At 28.5% G+C, this 21,104-nt stretch carries 15 protein-coding genes and 1 riboswitch; of the genes, 5 read left to right on the top strand and 10 right to left on the bottom strand.

Annotated elements, in window-relative coordinates:
- The first annotated feature begins 348 nt into the window (after positions 1-348).
- The gene (locus tag CLCHR_RS08250) at positions 349-2,085 is read left to right on the top strand and encodes an ATP-dependent metallopeptidase FtsH/Yme1/Tma family protein (RefSeq protein WP_079439228.1); all 1,737 of its coding nucleotides are present in this window, start codon (positions 349-351) and stop codon (positions 2,083-2,085) included.
- Between the two features lie 356 nt (positions 2,086-2,441).
- On the opposite strand, the gene CLCHR_RS08255 is transcribed toward CLCHR_RS08250, so the two are convergent.
- The 4 genes from CLCHR_RS08255 to CLCHR_RS08270 form a co-directional block, all read right to left on the bottom strand.
- The gene (locus CLCHR_RS08255; protein ID WP_079439229.1) at positions 2,442-5,027 is read right to left on the bottom strand and encodes a LuxR C-terminal-related transcriptional regulator; all 2,586 of its coding nucleotides are present in this window, start codon (positions 5,025-5,027) and stop codon (positions 2,442-2,444) included.
- 48 nt (positions 5,028-5,075) lie between these two features.
- The gene (locus CLCHR_RS08260) at positions 5,076-6,035 is read right to left on the bottom strand and encodes an ABC transporter permease (protein WP_079439230.1); all 960 of its coding nucleotides are present in this window, start codon (positions 6,033-6,035) and stop codon (positions 5,076-5,078) included.
- Between the two features lie 109 nt (positions 6,036-6,144).
- Positions 6,145-6,888 carry an ABC transporter permease gene (locus CLCHR_RS08265; RefSeq protein WP_079439231.1) on the bottom strand — a complete coding sequence of 248 codons (744 nt, stop codon included), beginning with the start codon at positions 6,886-6,888 and terminating at the stop codon, positions 6,145-6,147.
- An 11-nt stretch (positions 6,889-6,899) separates the two neighbouring features.
- Positions 6,900-7,859: an ABC transporter ATP-binding protein gene (locus CLCHR_RS08270; protein WP_079439232.1), complete on the bottom strand. Its 960-nt coding sequence runs from the start codon at positions 7,857-7,859 to the stop codon at positions 6,900-6,902.
- 332 nt (positions 7,860-8,191) lie between these two features.
- On the opposite strand from CLCHR_RS08270, the gene CLCHR_RS08275 reads away from it, so the two are divergent.
- A complete protein-coding gene (locus CLCHR_RS08275; RefSeq protein ID WP_079439233.1) occupies positions 8,192-9,334 on the top strand; it encodes a cadherin-like beta sandwich domain-containing protein in 1,143 nt (380 codons plus the stop codon).
- A gap of 177 nt (positions 9,335-9,511) precedes the next feature.
- Here the strand turns inward: CLCHR_RS08275 and CLCHR_RS08280 are convergent, their stop codons facing one another.
- The 4 genes from CLCHR_RS08280 to CLCHR_RS08295 form a co-directional block, all read right to left on the bottom strand.
- Complete coding sequence (locus CLCHR_RS08280) at positions 9,512-10,417, bottom strand: ComEC/Rec2 family competence protein (protein WP_079439234.1); 906 nt, start codon at positions 10,415-10,417, stop codon at positions 9,512-9,514.
- A 347-nt stretch (positions 10,418-10,764) separates the two neighbouring features.
- Positions 10,765-11,439 (bottom strand): polysaccharide deacetylase family protein, encoded by a 675-nt coding sequence (locus tag CLCHR_RS08285; RefSeq protein ID WP_376747038.1) that lies wholly within the window; start codon positions 11,437-11,439, stop codon positions 10,765-10,767.
- Between the two features lie 230 nt (positions 11,440-11,669).
- Positions 11,670-14,099 carry a heavy metal translocating P-type ATPase gene (locus tag CLCHR_RS08290; protein ID WP_079439236.1) on the bottom strand — a complete coding sequence of 810 codons (2,430 nt, stop codon included), beginning with the start codon at positions 14,097-14,099 and terminating at the stop codon, positions 11,670-11,672.
- A 20-nt stretch (positions 14,100-14,119) separates the two neighbouring features.
- A complete protein-coding gene (locus tag CLCHR_RS08295) occupies positions 14,120-14,485 on the bottom strand; it encodes an ArsR/SmtB family transcription factor (RefSeq protein ID WP_079439237.1) in 366 nt (121 codons plus the stop codon).
- A gap of 499 nt (positions 14,486-14,984) precedes the next feature.
- On the opposite strand from CLCHR_RS08295, the gene nrdJ reads away from it, so the two are divergent.
- Complete coding sequence (gene nrdJ, locus CLCHR_RS08300) at positions 14,985-17,078, top strand: ribonucleoside-triphosphate reductase, adenosylcobalamin-dependent (RefSeq protein ID WP_079439238.1); 2,094 nt, start codon at positions 14,985-14,987, stop codon at positions 17,076-17,078.
- A gap of 215 nt (positions 17,079-17,293) precedes the next feature.
- Here nrdJ and CLCHR_RS08305 read toward each other — a convergent pair whose 3' ends face one another.
- Complete coding sequence (locus tag CLCHR_RS08305) at positions 17,294-17,821, bottom strand: 3D domain-containing protein (RefSeq protein ID WP_242966003.1); 528 nt, start codon at positions 17,819-17,821, stop codon at positions 17,294-17,296.
- 450 nt (positions 17,822-18,271) lie between these two features.
- Positions 18,272-19,057: a Cof-type HAD-IIB family hydrolase gene (locus CLCHR_RS08310; RefSeq protein WP_079439240.1), complete on the bottom strand. Its 786-nt coding sequence runs from the start codon at positions 19,055-19,057 to the stop codon at positions 18,272-18,274.
- Positions 19,058-19,218: 161 nt separating this feature from the next.
- On the opposite strand from CLCHR_RS08310, the gene CLCHR_RS08315 reads away from it, so the two are divergent.
- Together CLCHR_RS08315 and CLCHR_RS08320 are read left to right on the top strand one after the other, a co-directional pair.
- Complete coding sequence (locus CLCHR_RS08315) at positions 19,219-19,983, top strand: DeoR/GlpR family DNA-binding transcription regulator (protein WP_079439241.1); 765 nt, start codon at positions 19,219-19,221, stop codon at positions 19,981-19,983.
- A gap of 165 nt (positions 19,984-20,148) precedes the next feature.
- A riboswitch (glycine riboswitch) is annotated at positions 20,149-20,235 on the top strand.
- Positions 20,236-20,403: 168 nt separating this feature from the next.
- On the top strand, positions 20,404-21,042 hold the full coding sequence (locus tag CLCHR_RS08320) for a trimeric intracellular cation channel family protein (protein WP_242966004.1): 639 nt from the start codon (positions 20,404-20,406) through the stop codon (positions 21,040-21,042).
- The last annotated feature ends 62 nt before the right edge of the window (positions 21,043-21,104 follow it).

A 21,104-nucleotide genomic window follows, 5' to 3' on the forward strand; every position in this document is an offset into this window, starting at 1 on the left:
TTTTTCTATTTTTTCTATATTTCTATTATAATTATTTTGATTTTTTCGACAGTTACATATACATCTATTATCTTCAGGTAGTATTTGCCAAGCTATATATTTAGTATCTTCATATATAGTTCATAATGCTCACGAAAGATAATTTCCATCTATCTAAGGGGTATTCACTTATGTAGTAATAGTAATATAAAAATGAGATTTTTTATTAATTCTCCATAAATTACATTGGTAAAAACCTCAAAAGTAATTAGACTTCTTGATTTTAATCTGTATAATCAATATTAGGCATGTTTATTAAATATAAAACACAGTTGCCTTAAGTAATCTTTTAAAAAATGGAGGTACTTAATGAATAAGATAAAAAAATATTATATTATATTTCCAATAATCACTGCGACAATATCACTAATTTTCATAATAATGACATCGTTTAATGATAAAGTGGTTAATAAAAGTTATTCTATATTTAAAGAAGATTTAAATTCCGATAAAATATCTACAGTAATAATGGATAAGTCTCCAAAAATGAAAATAATACTTAGTGATGGGGATGAATATTCCACGGATAATCCTTATACTGATACTATAAAGGAAACCTTATTATTAAAAGGAGTAGAAATTAAGGATGAGTCCACACCACCACTATCAAAGTCTATTCCTTCAGTTGTTTTTGCAATATCACTTATTTCAATATTGGCTATCGTTGTATTAAAGGCTAGAAACAATTCATCCATAACATCAATGGACATGGAGGATTTTAGCAAGAATAAAAAAGCTGCTTTAGACTTTGATGCAGTGGCTGGAAATGAAGAAGCTAAAGAAAGTTTAATGGATATTGTAGATTTTCTTATAAATCCTGAGAAATATCAAAAGTATGGTGCGAGAATGCCAAAAGGAGTTATTCTTTATGGGGATCCTGGTACAGGTAAAACATTGCTTGCTAAAGCTGTTGCTGGTGAAGCAGGTGTTCCCTTTTATGCACTTAGTGGTTCTGACTTCGTACAAGTTTACGTTGGTGTTGGTGCCGCAAGGGTAAGAAATTTATTTAAAAAAGCAAAATCTCATGGAAAAGCTGTTATCTTCATAGATGAGATTGACGCAATAGGTAAAGCTAGAAGTAATGATAAAAATGGTTCTAGTAATGGTGAAAGAGATCAAACTCTAAATGCTCTACTAACTGAAATGTCTGGTTTTGGACAAGAAGAAGGTATTGTAGTAATTGCTGCTACAAATAGATTGGACATGCTGGATAAAGCACTTTTAAGGCCTGGCAGATTTGATAGACATATAGAAGTATCATTGCCAGATGTTAATGCTAGAGAAAAAATTATATCTTTACATTTAAAAAATAAACCTCATGCGAATCTTGATGTAAAAGATATTGCAAAGAAAACTACTTACTTCTCTGGTGCAAAATTAGAAAGCTTAGTGAACGAAAGTGCAATTTTAGCCGCAAAAGATAATAGCAATTGTATCACCTCAGCTCATATTGAATCAGCATATTCAATAACTTTAGCTGGTCATGAAAAAAAAGAAAGAAGCTATTTAAAGGAAGAAGACAAGCTACTTACTTCATACCATGAAGCAGGGCATGGAATAGTTAGCTTACTGCTGCTTCCAAACGATAAAGTTTCAAAAATAACAATAATTCCAACTACCAAAGGCGCTGGTGGGTATACTCTAACTATTCCTGAAGATAGAAGCTATCATAGAGTTGATTACCTAAAAAACAAAATTAAGGTTTCACTTGGTGGTAGAGCTGCCGAAGAAATAATATTTGGTAAGGACAAAATCTCTACTGGAGCAGAAGGTGATATTTCCCAAACCACTGATATTGCTTTAAAAATGATTACCGAGTATGGTATGGGCGAAACCCTAGGTCTAATAAAACTTTCAAGTGTTGGTTCTCTTTATAGTAGTTACGGAAATCCTGTTATTGAAGAATGTAAAATGCTTGTAAATACACTATATGATGAAACCTTGGAACTCTTAAGAGAAAATAGACATCTACTTGATAAGATAGCCCTAAATTTATTGGAAAAAGAGACTTTATATGAAGATGACATTAAAGAATTAACTATTTAGCAACGCCGCATAAATATTACATCGATAATGGACTTCAAAAATAGTACTCTGTAGATTCAGAGTACTATTTTTTATCGTTTATATTTTTATATATTGATGCTTATAACATATGTTTTAAAATAAAAAACAATATGCAACCAATCGATTACATCTTTTATTATATTTAAGAAGAATAATGAAAAAATTTTTTTTACAATCATTATTATACTCACTTAATCTTAACATTATCTGAATACAACTATAAAAAGCAGCCAAATTAATGACTGCCTAATAAAAAAAGATTATGAGGATACCAACTTAAAGGGATATGTTAATATCATTTACAGAACAATTATAACATATTACGACAAAATAATCTATAATTTACTTTTATATTTTTCACTAAAAACTTTTCTTCCCTTACTTACTGCCTCCACTCTATTTTTCACTCCTAATTTGGAGTATATATTTATTATATGAGTTTTTACTGTTGAAATAGATATAAATAACCTCTCTCCGATTTCCTTATTACTTAATCCATTTATCAAAGCTTCAAGAACTTCCATCTCTCTTGAACTTAAAACTTCATTTTTATCTTTTATTCCTATTAAATCACAAAGTTTACTTACAAATTTGTTATTATCATTATCTTTCAGCAATTCTTGGTAAAACCTTTGTATAACTTCTTTTAAATATTTTCTATTTACGTAAAAAGGAAAAAATATCTCTTCCTCTCTTGAATAAAAAATAACTTCTTTTAATATATTTAAACACTCTCTCGTATTATCAGATTTAAATTTATTTATTAGTATTAGTTTCCACGTTAAAGAGTATACAAGAGAATATCCTACACCATTCTTTCTGCTAATAAATACAATTTTATTAAATTCATTTAAACTCTCCTCATATTTACCAATCTCAAAAAGTACTACCCCATAAGCTATTCGTATAGTATCTAAGTAAAATGAATTCTTGTACTTTTTTTCATATATATTAATAAACTCATCATACTCTAGTTTCTTTACCCTTTCTTCTGACGATAATAATCTAATCTTTAATGCTAACATTTGAATATATGCATAGCTTTCCTTGTCTTGTTTATGAAAATCACTTAATATTTTTTCACATTCATCAATTTTACCTTGAATATATTTAATTTCTGCTAGATTATAATCGATTCCAATAGCTAAATTCTCCAAAACTGCACTCCCACTAAAATCCTTTAGCATTGCTTGTGCTTCATTTATTAATTCTTCTGCTTCTTTATCCATAAGCTTCTTTATATAGACGCCTGGCAATCCTACAGTCCTAAAAATGGTAAAACAAGATTTATAATTTTTATTTCTTATACTTTCATTTAACTCCTTATAACCAGTTAAGCTCTCATTTAACTTACCCATAACCTCTAATAAAGAAACTCTATTATAATCATATATTAAATTCACATAACTATTACTTAACTCTTTATTCGCTTTTTTTATTAATTCCATCATCTCTAATGCTTTTGTACATTCGCTAGCAAATCCTAATGCCCAAGAGGCAAAAATATAATAAATAGTTTTAGTAAGTATATTTAGATTTTCATCAATTTCTTTTGGCAATTCAAAATAACAATCATCTACAAATGAATTGTTTAATACTAGTGAAAATATCTTAATACAATTTAACATTTCATTATTTATACTATTATCTATTGAATCTACTATAAGTATACATCTTTCATAATCCAAATTTAGATAGCTATAAAACAAAGATATATACGCTAGATCTACACTTTTGCTACAGTATTCTAACGGGAATTCGTTAAGAACTTTAGTAGCCACAATATTGTGGGCATTTTTTTCGATTATCTTTAATGCATATTCGTATTTTTTATAATTTATCAGAATGCTTAGTGCATCATCATAATTTTTATCATCTATTAATGAAGATGTTAGTTTTCCTATTATTTCATTCTTAGTACTTTCATCATAATTATCAAAAATCTCCATTAAATACTGTCTTAAAATATTATGATATCTATATATATTTTTTTCTTCATCTATGGTAATAATGAGCATGTTCTTTTTAATTAAATTTTCTATTATTTCAGTAGCATCTTTATTATCTACATTCTTATAAATACTATGATTGAAATAACTTAATGGCGAAGTTTTGACTAAAAACTCTATTTCATCTTGTGATAAACTATTGATAATCTCTCTATTCATATATTCTATAAACAGTTTATTTCCTTTTGGTATATTTTTAATTGTCTTATTATTATTTAATACCGTTAATAGGAGTTTAATTGCTCCTATCCACCCTTCTGTATTTCTATATATTTCTTTAATAATCTTACTATCAATAATTTTATTAGTAGTTTTTCTTATAAACTCTTCGGTTTCTTCTAAAGTAAGATTGAAATCCCCTGAGTTTATATTAACTATTCCGCCTTTCATAAGGATATTTCCCAAATATAACTTAATATCATGTCTTGAAATCAAAATATAGTGTACATTATCTGATGAATTGACTATAAAATATTCAATTGTTTCCATAAGAAATTTATCCTCTATATAATGAAAATCATCTAATACTATAAATAATTCTTCTTCGATTATAAGCTCGTTTATTAAAGACAGTATTAATTCAAAAATATCTTCTCTATTTACTAACGGATTTATCATATCGATATAGAAATTTAAATCTACAATATTTCCTTTTAACCCATGCAAGATATAAGTCCAAAAATATGATAAATCATCACTTTTTTCATCTAATGAAAGCCACATATAATTTTTCTTTTCTCCAACATAATCCGAAATAAGGGTACTTTTACCAACAGCAGCACCACCTTTAACTACTGTTAATTTATTTTCTGTTATTGCATTAAGTTTATTTTGTATATTTTGATTTCTTCGGAATATATTATCAATTTTACTTTTGGGTCTTATTAATCTTGTATAAAGAATATTCTTCATCTCATCACCCTTAATAGTTTATCTAATGTGTATATTTTACCATATTGTTTAAATAAAGCTATATCTTCTCATCTTATATTTTATTATTAAGAATGAACTTACTATCATAACTATTGAAACCAAAATAACACTTGCTATATCAGTATAATTGCTAAACTTCCCATTCTCTAAGGAAATTGTATACTCTAAAATATGCTTTTGAGGCATAATGCTGCCGAATAAACTCACTAATTTGTTGTTAGATATAGTGAAAAAACTTCCTGAAAGTAATGTCGTTATAACATTTATCATCATTCCTAACATGCTGGCACTCTGCATTTGCTTTGTAACTGTAGACATAAACAAACCGAAGGCTGAAGAAAAAAGTGATAAGACAAATATTATTAATATGAGTTCTACGCTTGTTACTCTTGTATCTAAATCAAGTATTACCCTAGATAATATAGTTATTGTGACCGTAGGAACAAAAATCATTAAAAACACCGAAATAAAGTGGCTTAGTATATATTGTACATAAGTTATATTTGTGCTTATTATCCTTCTTGAAATTCCTTTTTTGTCATCAAAGAAAAATCTATAGAGTAACACTCCTAGTGCAATTATAAACATGGTTATAAATCCAACTATATTAGATACTACGCCCCTCTTCTCACTATCTTCATTAGTAATTCTTTCTCCATTTGCCAATCGCTCTATCTTACTTTTAAAATTATCACCTTTTATTGTATCAACTATCACTTTTCCATTTTCAAAAGATATTACTGCCTCATACTTATTTTTCACTAAATCTGAAAGAGGTACTTTATTTTCAAGTCTTGTAATATTTACCTCATCACTATTAAAATTAGCGCTGTAATCTCCGATGACTCCTATATTATATTTGGCAACAAAACTGCTTGAAAAATATATTGCAATTGCAATAATTATTGGTGTTATTACAATGGGCATTACCAGGTATGATTTATTATTTATCATTCTATATAAAATTCCTTTTATAATATTTATCATTTATTTTCTCTCCTCTCGATATATAAAATAACTTTTCAATATATAAAGTTTAGAGCACTTAATCCTTCTCTCTCAAATCCAGATTCTATTTCCAATATAGAATTTAGGCCTATATATAGTCCTCTGGTTTATAGTTTACATGCATAACTATAATGCTTATTATTGATAATAAGATTAATCCCCAAATTATAATTGTGTAATTTTCAAAACTCTTATCATAAATCACATTGAAAGCTGAATTTAAAATCCACTTCATTGGAGATAAATTCGATAAATCACTAACAACTTTCCCTAAACTATCTACTGGAAAAAATATACCTGATAGCAGTGCCAATATACTTGCTACATTAGAAAGAACCATATTGGTTAACTCCTCGGTTTTAAGAATCACACAAACCGCTCCGCCAACTGTGACTGTAAAAAAAAGAAACACCATGAATAACACTAGTATATATATAAAGTTACTACCACCAAAATTAACAATATTAAAATAATTCATTATCAGCATATGAATTGAAAAGCTAATCCCCATAAATAGATATGAACTTATTATCTTAGACATATATATTGATATCCTTGATACTGGAGCATAAGCTATTCTAATATTTCCTTGTCTTAATTTATTCTCCATAAAAGTATTCGGAGTGACTGTAACTGATGAAATGATTAAATACATCATCATGGTTACCCCATAAAAGTCATAAGACGTAACACCGTCTCCTCCATATAAACTAGAAAAAATAAAACCAAATAAGCCAATCAATAGCCATGGATATATTACGCAAACAGTTACAATAACCGGTGTTGTAATTAGATTTCTGAAATCTTGTTTAATAAGTCTTAATAAAATCATCTTTTTCGCCCCTAATCCCTTAATTTTTTTCCTGTTAATTTAAGAAATATCATCTCTAAGTTTCCTTCTTCACTTGTTATATGGCTTATTTTAAGATTTCTATCTACTAGACTTAAAATTATTTTATCTAGATTTTCTATTTCTTTTATAGTTGTTATACTAAAACAATTATCCGTAAATACTACTTTTTGAATTCCTTCAATCTCATAAAAAAAGTCGTACTTAAATTTATTTCTATCCATATATTGAAAAGATGTTGAATCGATATATATCTTATACAGTCTTGTATTCCTATAACTTTCCATAAGTTCAGCTAGAGTTCCCTCTGCTATCTTAGTTCCGCTATCCATTATTACTACTCTATCAGCTATTTCTTCAACTTCTTCCATATAATGAGTTGTATATATAATAGTTGTTCCACCTTCTCTTAACTTTTTAATTGATTGTAGGATATGATTTCTTGATTGAGGATCAATTCCCACAGTAGGTTCGTCTAATATTAAAATTTGCGGCTTATGAGCTATTGCACAAGCTATATTAAGTCTTCGTTTCATACCACCAGAAAAAGTTATTGGTTTAATGTCCTTTTTATCTTCTAACCCTACCATACTTAATGCTTCTAAAACTGCTTTTCTTAGTACTTTACCACTTAATCCATATAAAGATGTAAAGAATTCAACATTCTTATATGCAGGGATATCTTCAAATATAGCTAGTTCTTGTGGTACAATACCAAGCTGTGATTTAATCCACTTTCTATTTTCTAGTATATCTCGTCCAAAGAATTTAATTTCTCCTTCATCATGTTTTAGTATTGTAGAAAGAATATTTATAGTAGTACTTTTTCCAGCACCATTCGGTCCTAATAAACCTAATATTTCTCCCTCATATAAATCAAAACTTAATCCATTAACAGCTTTATTTTCTTTATAATACTTCTTTAAATTTTTAACTTTTAAAATTGCTTCCATAATTTTCACCTCTGAGAATATAATACTCTTTAATCCTATGTGTTGTAATCAACCATAAGGTTGATTTAATGGTTGATTAAATTGAACCAACTTAGTTAAAGAAAAACAAAAAAGCATCCTCTTGATGATTTCAAAAAAATTGATCCAGAACTAAAATCTGAAATATTATGAATTATTTAAATATAAATTTTGTAAAAAACTTAAAAATAAATTGGAAAAATTTAATGATAATTTAAGATTATATTAAGATATGGCATTAAATGTTATGGTAAGATAAAACCCATGATACTTATTTAACAAATGTGTCATTTATTATTAGGGGGGAAAATTAAATGAAAAAAAGTGTAAAAAAAATTATTGCAATAGCTCTTATAGTCAGCGCCTTTAGTGCCGTTGTACCTGTGACAAGCTTAAATTTAATGACTACAAAAGCTTATGCATCAACAGGTGATTTGACAAGTGTTAAATTAAAAACCTCTTCTGGAAGTAATACAATAAAAACTTATAGTGACGATGATTATAAAAGTAAACATGAAATAGATGATAATGATTTCGTTTCAGGTGATACTTATTATGCTAAGACTTCATCAAAGAAAGTTAAGATAAGCGCAGATGGTGTTAATTCAAGTCTTATTAGAGTATTTAAAGGAACATCAAGTTCTTCTAAAGGAATAAAAATAAGTAGTTCTATTGATTTATCATCAAATTCAACAACACTTACAATTAGAACATACAGCGAAGATCCAGGCTCAAATATAAAATATAGTGATACATCAAAAAAAGTTAGTGAATATAAAATTAAAGTTAAATGTACATCAAGTTCATCTTCAGATGATGACGACGATAATGATAATGTATATCTAAAAAGTATTTCTTTAAGTGATGGAACTTTAAATTTTTCAAAAAGTACTACAACTTATAATGTAAATGTCTCTGATTCAGTGAAAGAAATCAAAATAACAGCAAAGCCAGATTGTGATAGTGATGAATATGATGATTACGATGTTAAAATAGATGGAACTACAGTTGATGAGGATGATAAATTTAAAAAGTCAGTAAGTTTAAATAAGGGCAAAAATGAAATAAAAATAACGATTGAAGATAATGAAAATAATAAAAAAACATACACCTTAAATATAACTAGAGCTAACTCTAGTACAAACAACACTAATACGAATGCAAATTCCGGAAATACTAATACACCAATGCCAACAATAACGGTAAAAACAAATCAGTGGGTCTTATTAAACGGAAGATGGCAATATAATGATTCTATAGGCATACCATTAAAGAGTCAGTGGTTCTTCGATAGAAATCTTTCAAAATGGTACCATCTCGGATCGGATGGAAATATGCAGACTGGATGGATACTAGATGGTGGAAAATATTATTATTTATATTCTGATGGTTCAATGGCGACTAATACCAAAATTGGTAGTTATAGTGTAGGATCTAATGGCGCTTGGATTAAATAATGGAGATTTTTACTATAATTTAGTTTAGACTTAAATTAATATTTATAAAATAATTTTTCTGTATAGTTCATATTCAATAGAAGTTGGATATGAACTATACTTATTTTTATTATTCATCATATGGAATTATTGTTTATGCTTATATTAGTCTCATATATTATAACTTTGTGTTCTTTTTTAGTTTTCCTTCTTGCCAGATTTTTGATTTTCCCTTCCTGGTATATCAGATTTTTTATCTACAGGATTTACATTGAACTTTATTTCCTTACCATCTGAAGTTGCTATTATCGTTCCTTGTAAATCTGTTCTAAACACATTAATGTTTTTTCCTTTAAGTCTATCTATTGTTTCTTTATGAGGATGACCATAATCATTTCCTTTTTCACAACTTATAATTGCATACTTTGGATTAACTTGATCAAGAAATGCTTGTGTAGTTGATGAATTACTCCCATGATGTCCAACTTTTAAAACGTCTGCTCTGATATCTAATTGCTTTCCTAATATCTCTTTTTCTGAGACATCCTCTGCATCCCCCATAAATATAAAGTTTTTATTACCATATTTTAATTTAATAACAATAGAATAATTATTCATATCTTCGTATTTACTGCTATTAGGCGCTAAAAATGTTAAAGTAGCTTTTCCTACATTAAGCTCATCCCCAACTTTAGGTACATTTATTTTTAAATTCTTTGACTTTAACGCCTTTACCATATTTTCATAGGTTTTAGTAGTCGCTGTGACCTTTGGAGCGTAAAATGTTCTAACGTTGCAATTGTTAATAACATTGTCCATACTTCCAATATGATCTTCATGAGGATGGGTTGCTATAACATAGTCTAATGAAGTAATTCCAATTGATTTTAGGTAATTTAAAGCTTTTTTATCACTCGTACCTGCATCAATTAAAATATTCTTTCCATCAATCTGTATTAATTCTGAATCACCTTGTCCAACGTCAATATAATGTATCTTTAAATTTTCTTCTTCAACAAGCTTACTATTATTTCCACATGAGACTAAAAATAATGTACACAGAAACGCTAGTAATAAACATAAAATTTTTTTATTTTTTCTCATTTAAATTTCCACCTCACATACTACTAATTGTATATATATACATTCTTTTGTCAATAATTCAAGTGAAACATAACCTTCCCCATTAAAAGAATTGTTCCACTTAAGTTATATTTAACTCCTTTAAGTTAATTGGTAATTTCTAAAGATAGATGGCTTAAGCCATCTATTTTTGGGCTTGTTTTTATCTATAGTATTTTGTTAATTTACAAAATTAATTTTAGCCATTCAATTTATATATTTTATCAACTATAATTCAAAAAAGATAGCATTATACCAGGATATAACCCATTAATGCTATCTTTTTCTATTTATTATATTATTATTTTAATCAACCATAAACAACATATTTATTTATTTTTTAATGGAAAATATAATTCTGCTGTATCTTCAGTAATAGTTTTAAATTCATATCCACTATTTTTATAGAATTTTATTATTTTGGGAAGTGCTTGGCATGTATTTCTGTTCATATCTGTGCAATGCATCAATAAAATAATATTATTCATCTTATCGCTTCCCTTTATAGCTTTTCTGTATAAGTTATATGGAGAATCCTGCGGGTTTAATCCATCACAATTATCCAAATCCCAGTCATATACCCTAAAATCATTCTCGTGTAATTTATTTAAATAACTTTTACTTAAATGCTTACAGCTTCCACCCGGAAATCTAATAATATTTGGTGAAATTCCAACTACCTTCTGTATTTCACTTCGACAATCAATCATCTCTTGAATAAATTTATCTTCATCACAATAAATTCTTCTGAAATTATGAGTATAAGTATGAAGTCCTATACTATTTCCCTCATCATATATCCTTTTTACTACGTCTTCCTTGCCTTCAATTTGATTGCCAATTAAAAAGAAAGTTGCATTTACTTCATTATCTTTTAATATATCCAATACTTTATTAGTAACCTTATAGCTAGGTCCATCATCAAATGTTAGATATATTATTTTTTTATTTTCATCAACACTACAATCATTTTCCGAGCAAGGCTTATTCTCTGCCGCAAAAATACAATTGTTATTCTCATTAATTATTGAAGTAATTAACAAGCTAAAAAAAATAAATATAATACACTTTAGTTTACTTTTCACTTTTTTCCTCCTATGTACATTAGTTTTTTATAGTAGAAGTTCTTAGTTCATATTGTTTGCATTTTTACTTTTTTTATTTATAGAATTAATCATATACCTTCTAATAAAAAATGCAGCCATAAAAAATATGACTGCATTTTTTAGAATATTTACATGTTCTCTACCTTCATGGCTCTCATAGCATTTAATACTGCAAGTAGTGCTACTCCAACATCTCCAAATACTGCTTCCCACATAGTTCCAAGTCCAAAGGCTACAAGAACTAATATTATAACCTTAACACCTAAAGCAAAAACTATATTTTGCATTACTATGCTTCTTGTTTTCTTTGCTATCTTTATAGCTGAAGCAATTTTTGAAGGTTCATCTGTCATTATAACAACATCAGCCGCTTCAATTGCAGCATCTGAACCAACACCACCCATCGCTATTCCAATATCAGCTCTAGCTAAAACTGGCGCATCATTTATTCCATCTCCTACAAATACTATCTTACCTTTAGGTGATTTTTCTTTAAATAAAGCTTCAAGTCTTTCTACTTTTTGGTCTGGTAATAATTCAGCATGAACTTCATCTAATCCTAATTCTTTAGCAATTTTAGTTCCAACAGTTTTATTATCACCTGTGAGCATAACTGTCTTCTTAACTCCAATATCTTTTAATGCTTTTATTGCTTTTACTGAATCTTCTTTTACCTCATCAGAAATAACTATATATCCTGCATATTTTTTATCTATAGCAACATGCACCACAGTACCAATAGTTTCTACTTGCTTATAAGCTATATTTTCTTTATTCATTAATTTATAATTACCAGCCAGTACTTCTTTACCGTCCAGAATAACTTTAACTCCATGACCTGATATTTCTTCATAGTCTTTTATTTTATCTCTGATTATTTCGCTTCCATAAGCTCTTAATATAGAAGTTGCTATTGGATGGTTAGAATAATTTTCTGCATAAGCCGCACAAGCTACAAGTTCATCTTCTGAAATATTATTTTCTGGTTTTATTTCTGTCACTTTAAATATACCTTTAGTAAGTGTTCCAGTTTTATCAAATACAACCATTTCAACATCATTTAAAGCTTCAAGATAATTTCCACCCTTAACTAATATTCCATTTTTTGACGCTCCGCCTATTCCTCCAAAGAAACCAAGAGGTATAGATACAACTAAAGCACAAGGACAAGATACTACTAAAAATGCTAATGCTCTATAAACCCATTCAGAAAATGTTGCGCCATCAATTACAAGTGGTGGAATTGCTGCTAGTGCCAAAGCTGCAAAAACAACAGCTGGAGTATAATATCTTGCAAACTTTGTTATAAAGTTTTCTGTTGGAGCTTTTTTACTGCTTGCATTTTGAACTAAATCTAGTATCTTTGCAACTGTAGAATCTCCAAATTCTTTTTCTACTTCTATTGTTAAAAGTCCGTTTTTATTAATAACTCCACTTAAAATACTATCTCCAACTCCTACTTTTCTAGGAACTGACTCACCTGTTAATGCAGCAGTATCAACCATAGAATTTCCTTCAATTACTTTACCATCTAAAGGAACTTTCTCACCTGGTTTAACTATTATAACATCACCTATCTTAACTTCTTCTGGATCTACATTTTTAATCTCATCATTTATTTTCAAGTTAGCGAAGTCTGGTCTAATATCCATCAGAGCTGAAATAGATTTTCTTGAACGATTAACCGCCATATCTTGGAACATTTCTCCTATTTGATAGAAAAGCATAACAGCAACACCCTCTGGATATTCACCTATTGCAAATGCACCAATTGTTGCTATACTCATTAAGAAATTTTCATCAAACACTTGACCTCTGCGTATATTTCTTAAAGCGCCTAAAACTACTTCTCCTCCTATGAGTACATAACTTATCAAATACAATACTAGTTCTATTACACTTGGAAACTTCATAGCAGTTGCTACTCCAAAAATCAAAGCACCAATAGCAAATCTAATTATTTCACTCTTATTATTCTCTTCTTCTGCTTCTTCCTCTTTGTTTTTTAATGAATTATTTTTATCGTCAATAACAACTACTTTTACATCAGGTTCAATTCTTTTAACTAAACCTTTAATATTATCTATAATAGCATTTTGTTTTGAAGAATCTTCTATTTCTATGATTAGTTTTGTTGATATAAAATCTACTAATGCTGATTTCACACCATCTATAGTATTTGATTCTCTTTCAATTTTAGCAGCACAGTTGCCACAACATAATCCTTCAAGTAAAATCTCTTTTCTTAAAGATTTTTCTATCACTTTTTCTTTTACTTTAACATGGGATTCAATACTTGTTACAATATTAGTAACAACTTTTATTAATTCTTCTATCCCTGTAATTTCTTTTATCTCTAATGTTAAAGTTTTAGTAAGAAAATTTACATTGGCGGAATTAATTCCTTCTAATTCATTTACTTTTTGCTCTATTTTAGCTGCGCAGTTTGCACATCCAAGTCCTTCTAAAATAAATTCTTTTTTTATTTTTCGTACATTATTTTTATTCGATAATTGAGCTTTAACAGGACTGCTAGCTATTTTTATATTACTTGCCATAATTTATTCCCCCAATCAAACTATTTTTTCTCTGATATATGAATCAACCCCTGATCAAAAATACTCTTAACATGTTCATCATCTAATGAATAATAGACTACTTTACCATTCTTTTTGTATTTTACGAGTCTTGCTTGTTTCAAAACTCTTAGCTGATGTGAAATAGCTGATTGAGTCATTCCAAAAAGTGCTGCTATATCACAAACGCACATTTCCGCTTCAAATAGTGCACATAATATTTTTATTCTTGTTGAATCACCAAGAACTTTAAATAAATCAGCTAAATCATAGAGAGTCTCCTCTTCAGGTATGGATTGCTTAACTTTATTAACTATATCTTCATGAATTATCGTGCAATTACAAATTTCAATATTATTATTTTCCACGCTCGTCACCTCTTCGCTTGAACATATGAATATCTATTCATACGTTTATTATATGCAAAGTTCATTTACTTTGTCAATAGAATTGATAATTATTTTCAGTTTTGCCAAAAGAAAAATTTAATCTGATTAAATATGATATACATTAGTTACCCTTGATTCTCTAAAATTATTTAAATTCATAACTATTTTCCCCTTATATTTAATTCTAAACAATTAATAATAGAATTTCTTTCGAAGCCATCATTCTATGTGGCTTACCTATTATAAAATGTGAACTCAAAGGACTGATATAATATATACAATTGAATAGTATCAAAAAGAAGTAGGACAAACCTATATATAGTATTTCGTCATTTTATCAACACAAGATATTGTGTTTTTGGTTTAAATATATTAAAATAATAGTATCTTTTTTATTTGCAGATATTATAACTAGAAATAATAATAGGATACATAAGTAATTTTTAGGACCTTATACAGCAAAACTGGAGGAATATATATGAATGTAATATTATCAGAAGCATTTTTAAACAAATATAGTGAAGCAAAAAATAATCCCTTAAGCAATATAGGTGAATTTGTTTATTTAAGAACTTACTCAAGATATTTAGAAGATAAAAAAAGAAGAGAAAATTGGTTTGAAACTGTTCTTAGGACAACAGAATATAATATTGAACTTGGCATAAATTTCAAAAAGAAAAATGGATTAAACATAAACTGGCAAGATGAAGTAAGGGAGGCTGAACTTCTATTTGATAATTTGTTTAATTTAAGAACTTTTACTTCTGGAAGAACTCTTTATATGGGAGGAACAGATATTGTAAAAGAATATCCGCTTTCAAACTATAACTGCTCCTTCACAATGATTGAAAAATTTCATGATTTTGTTGATGTATTTTACCTTCTTATGGTTGGCTCAGGTGTAGGTGTTAGAATTGACAAAGAATTAATTTCTAATATGCCTATAATAAGAAAAGTATCTCTAGGAGGCGAGTATTCCAAGGATGTTCATAAATATATGCCTAAAGAATACATGGAGAATACTAAGCTTATTTTGGATAAAAATGATTCTTCCCGTGCAACTATAAAAATTGGCGATAGTAAAGAAGGCTGGTGTAATGCATTAGAAACTTATTTTAATTTAGTTACATCTAAAGAATATATAAATATCAAAAAAATAATACTTGATTATAGCTATGTTAGACCTGAAGGTGAGCGACTAAAAAGATTTGGCGGAAGAGCTTCTGGCCACAAATCGCTTAAGAGAATGTTTGAAAAGATTAACAAAGTTTTTGATAGACTTACAGATGGCAGCTTAAAATCAATAGATGTCCTTGATATATCAACTATAATTAGTGAAAATGTGGTTTCTGGCGGTGTTAGACGAAGTGCGATGATGATTATTTGCGATGAAGATGATAATGATGTTATCAATGCTAAAAGCAACCTTTATAAAATAGTTGATGGAAATTGGATTGAGAACTTAGAAGTTTCTCATCGAAAAATGAGTAATAATTCTGTTTTATATAAAGAAAAACCATCTTTAGATAAGATAAAAGAAATATTAAATTCAATAAAAATAAACGGCGAACCAGGATTTATTAATGCAAGTGAGGCTAAAAAGAGAAAAGCTACGTTTAAAGGGTGTAACCCATGCGGCGAAATCCTCCTTAATTCTCATCAATGTTGTAACTTATCTACAAATAACTTAGTAACTTTTGTGGATGAGAATAATAGATTAGATATTAAACATTTAGAAGAAATAATAAAATTATCTACAAGAGTGGCTATTAGAATGACTTTAGTTGATGTTGAATTACCAGACTGGAATGAAGTAATGCAATCAGATAGAATTATCGGAATTTCATTGACTGGTATGATGGATATGGTTAACAAACTTAACATGAATTATGACGAACTAGGTCCGTTACTTAATAATTTAAGAAATGTAGTTAGAAGTGAAGGTATAAGATATTGTACAGAACTTGGAATTTCGACACCTGAGCTTATGACTACAATAAAGCCTGAGGGATCCCTTTCTACTCTACCATGTGTAAGTTCTGGTATACACTATTCCCACTCAAATTATTATATTAGAAGAGTTAGAATTTCTACATCTGATCCTCTATATAAAATGATAGATAAACTAAAATGTTACCCTATTTTTAATGAGAATGGTCAACCTGATGAGAATTGTACAACAAAAGTTATAGAGTTCCCAATAAAAGCTCCTGAAGGTAAAACAAAATATGATGTTGGAGCTATAGAACAACTCGAACTATATAAATTATCAATGTTAAATTGGACCGATCATAATACGTCAATTACTGTACATGTAAAAGATGATGAATGGGACGCTGTTGCAAATTGGTTGTATGAGAACTTTGAGTATGTAGTTGGAATAACGTTCTTACCATTAATGGATGAAACCTACCCTCTTCTACCTTATGAATCTACAACAAAAGAAGATTATGACGCGCGTATAAAAAATATTAAACCAATCGACTATGAATTATTAGCAGAACTTGATGATGATGAAGAACATGAAATAATTGATAAGGAATGTGCAAATGGAGTTTGCCCAATACGATAATGTATAAAATTTTGTTGTAAAAAACTAATAATATATTTAAATACAATAATAAAAAGTTTTAGCCTGCCTCTTAATACTAAGATACTGGCTAAAACTTTTAATCATTTTATAATTTTAATGATTCAATATAATCCAACATTTTCAAGATATACTAAATAATTAAATTTTCTACTCAAGAATTATATTTTAACGTATATGTATTTCAACTCACAATATTACTCCACTAAGTAAATTGTAGTCTTTTTTCTTCCGAATTTTACTGCTTCTTCATAAGTTGATACCCACACATCTATTACGTATGTACCATCTTTCTTAATTTTAATTGCTCCACCTCTATCTTCAACATCAAACATACCATCGGCTTTATAATTTTTTAACTCTGGAATATAAATTTTACTTCCAAGAGGTATTTTTGATGGAGCCGCTATAACACCTATTCTCGTTTTAGTCTGCATCGCTGTTTGTGATTCCCATTGTCCTGAACATCTAGGATCATTTGAGTATGCAGTTAATTCGGCTTTAATAGGTTTACCTAAAGTTTTTTGAGTTTCTTGAGATTTTTCTGACAACATTTGAACCTTTTCAGGCTCTTTTAATGCTTTATCTATATTATTATTTGATACCGTCTCAGTATATTTTTCTGCTGGATTCTGATTCTCATTAATATCAGAATTATCTATCTTAGAACTTTCTTCGTATTTGCCTGCAGCAAATTTATTTATTACAATGTTTTTTGTCCCCATATTGAAATAATCTGTTCCAAGACTCATTAAACATATTGCTAATACTATGTGTACAATTAATATGTTTCATCTTAATTTATTAAACACCTACAACCACTCCTTGTGTTTTATTTGTAGCCTCTATTGGTTTGATATTTATACTACATTAGTCACCGATATGGTATTTGATTATTGTAGACTATGAATTATATAATTGCAAAAGTAATTTCTGTTATAACTTGATAAACTTTTCAGAATTTCATATAAAACGGCTATTTATAACAGTTATCTACATATATTATGGTAATAAAGTCATAAATTAATTAGCTACAAATAAATGAAATGCTGTTGAATATTCTAATAAAGCATCCATTTTTTAGTGTCATATAATTATAAATATAGCTTGTACTTAATTTATAATTAAGTACAAGCTATTAATTCCAAACTTTAAAATCCACATATACCTTTATTTTATAAAATAAACTTTTCTATTTCTAAAGCTACTCCATCATTTTGTACCGTATCTGTAATTTTCTTAGCATAACTCTTAACATAATCTTCGGCATTGCCCATTGCTATTCCACATCCAACAGAAGATAACATTTCAATATCATTTTTTCCATCACCAAATGCATAACTATTCTGTACTGGGATATCTAAGTAATCAAGTACTTTTATAATTCCTGAAGCTTTTGTATTTGATTTTGAATACAATTCAAAAGATCCTTCTTTCACATTATGAATATAATCATAATCTCCTTTACCTAATGATAAGCAGTAATCTACTCCGCTTTTATCACTACATAACATTTCAATTTTATATATATCAACATCTCCAATATTATAATTCCCCTCTAAATATTTCTTAGATATGCTAAAGGAATCATAAAATGAATGCAGCTCTTTATACTCATCTTTAATATAAGAATATAATTCTCCTTGCAATATATGTTGAATATTCAACTTTTCAAAATTGCACACCATCTCTTTAATAGAATCCTTACTAATACTTTCTTTATATATACATTTTTCCTTAACCTTTACATATGCTCCATTTGTAAGAACAAAACCATCAAAACCAAAATCGCATATAACTTCATTCAAAAAAGCATATGGTCTACCCGTCGCAATAAACACATAATCCCCATTTGATTGCAATGAACGTATAGCTTTTTTTACTCTAGGAGTAATATCTATTATTCCATTTAAGCAGTCTAATATAGTTCCGTCTATATCAAAAAATATTGCTCTTTTCATATTTGCATCCTCCTTTTATAACAATTCGTTCTCACTTAGTCTGTTTTGTTGTAGTTTAATATCATTTTATCTCATTCGTTCTCATTTGTCAATTGATCTAATTGCATTCTAATACATATATTGTTAAAATAGAAATAAACAATAACAAATTGGAGGAAACTATGTTTATCGAAGAAAGACACAAACATATTTTAGATATATTACAAAAAGAGGGAAAAGTATTAGTTAAAGATTTAAGCACACAATTTCAGGTTAGTGAAAGTATGATCAGAAAAGATCTTCAGGTTCTAGAAAAGGATAATTTACTTCAACGTACTTATGGAGGTGCTATTAATATGAAGCGCACCATAGCACATAATGAGAGTTTATTTAAAAGAGTTGAAATTGATACAGATTTAAAAGAAATTATTGCAAAAAAAGCATATGAACTGATAAATGAAGGAGATACAGTATTTTTAGATGCATCAAGCATATCATATTTTCTTACAAAATTACTTATAGAAAATAATAAAAATATTACTTTAATCACAAACATGGTTGAAATATCATCAATGATTCAATTACATTCGAAGATGCATGTCATTTTTATAGGCGGAGATTATAATCCTCTTGTGGGCGGAAATATAGGTTCTCATTCTATCGAACAAATTAAATTATATAGATGTAACAAGGCATTTATTGGATGTAATGGGATTGACCTTAGAGATGGCAGTATTAGTACTGGGCTTTCTGAAGATGCAGGAACGAAAAAAGCTATTATGAACATATCAAAGGAATTATATCTAATGGCACCGAGTGAACGATTCAACTTAGATGGAATTATTAATTTTTCAAATATAACAGATTTTTATAGCATTATTACAGAATCTCCACTAAGTAATACAATAATGGCTTTGCTCGAGCAATATAATGTAAGATTAAAATAACTTTGAAAATTTATGTATAATGAGGGTTGAATATTATGAACTATACTTCAAGCTACTAGTTTGAAGTATCTTATTCAATTTCACAATCATTTTATGTTAATCTCATTTTTGTTGACATGCAGTAGAATTTTAATTATAATAATTTAAGTAATTTATAGTGCTCGTATAACGAATTGGGGAGAGCCTGCAACACACGCAGCGCCGAAGGTGAAGTCGCAACAAACTCTCAGGCAAAAGGACCGAATTCTGACGAAACTCTGGAAAGTCTAATGACACCCAAGAAGCAATCTTTTGATTTGAAATACAGAATAAAATAAAGAAGCGTACAGCTAGTTATTTTTTGAATGTAAAAGTTATAAAGAGAATCTTTCAGGTACAATAACAGAGGCGAATTGTTTTATCCAATTCGCCTCTTTTATTGTGCGTAAAATACAAATTGGAAGGAATGATTTATTTATGTATGATATAGCCCTACTAGAATATCTAGGTATCTTTGCCTTTGCAGCATCTGGTGCTTATGTTGCAATAGATGAAAAATTTGATTTATTCGGTATATATATGTTAGCCACCATAACAGCCATGGGAGGTGGTGTTCTTCGTGATATTGTTACAAACGTTGGGATTCCTTTGTTTTTTTCAAATTACACGACCATCCCTTTTATTATATTGGGGGCAACAATTCCTATTATACTTCGTGGTAAAGTGAAATATAATACTTTATTCGTCATAATAGATGCAATAGGACTCTCTGCTTTTTTTGTTTCTTCTGGAATTAAAGCGATTGAAAGAGGACACAATCTTATGTTATTCCTATTTGCTGCAAGTATAACCGGCGTTGGCGGCGGACTGCTTCGAGATATAATTACAAACAGAAAACCTGAAATATTTAAAACTGATATTTATTGTGTCGCTGGCATTTTAGGTTCACTCTTATTATGGTTCTTGTATCCTGTCATGGGTACTCATGTTGCACAACATATATCATTAATTACTATCTTTTCTATCCGAATGATTTGCTATATGAAAAAATTAAACCTTCCAGTCATTACAAAACTTTAGATTTAATCTTTATGTCCTAAAACAGATTATTTTTTACTAATCTGTTTTAGGACAAACTATTT

This window comes from Clostridium chromiireducens, from assembly GCF_002029255.1.
GTDB classification, from domain to species: domain Bacteria; phylum Bacillota; class Clostridia; order Clostridiales; family Clostridiaceae; genus Clostridium; species Clostridium chromiireducens.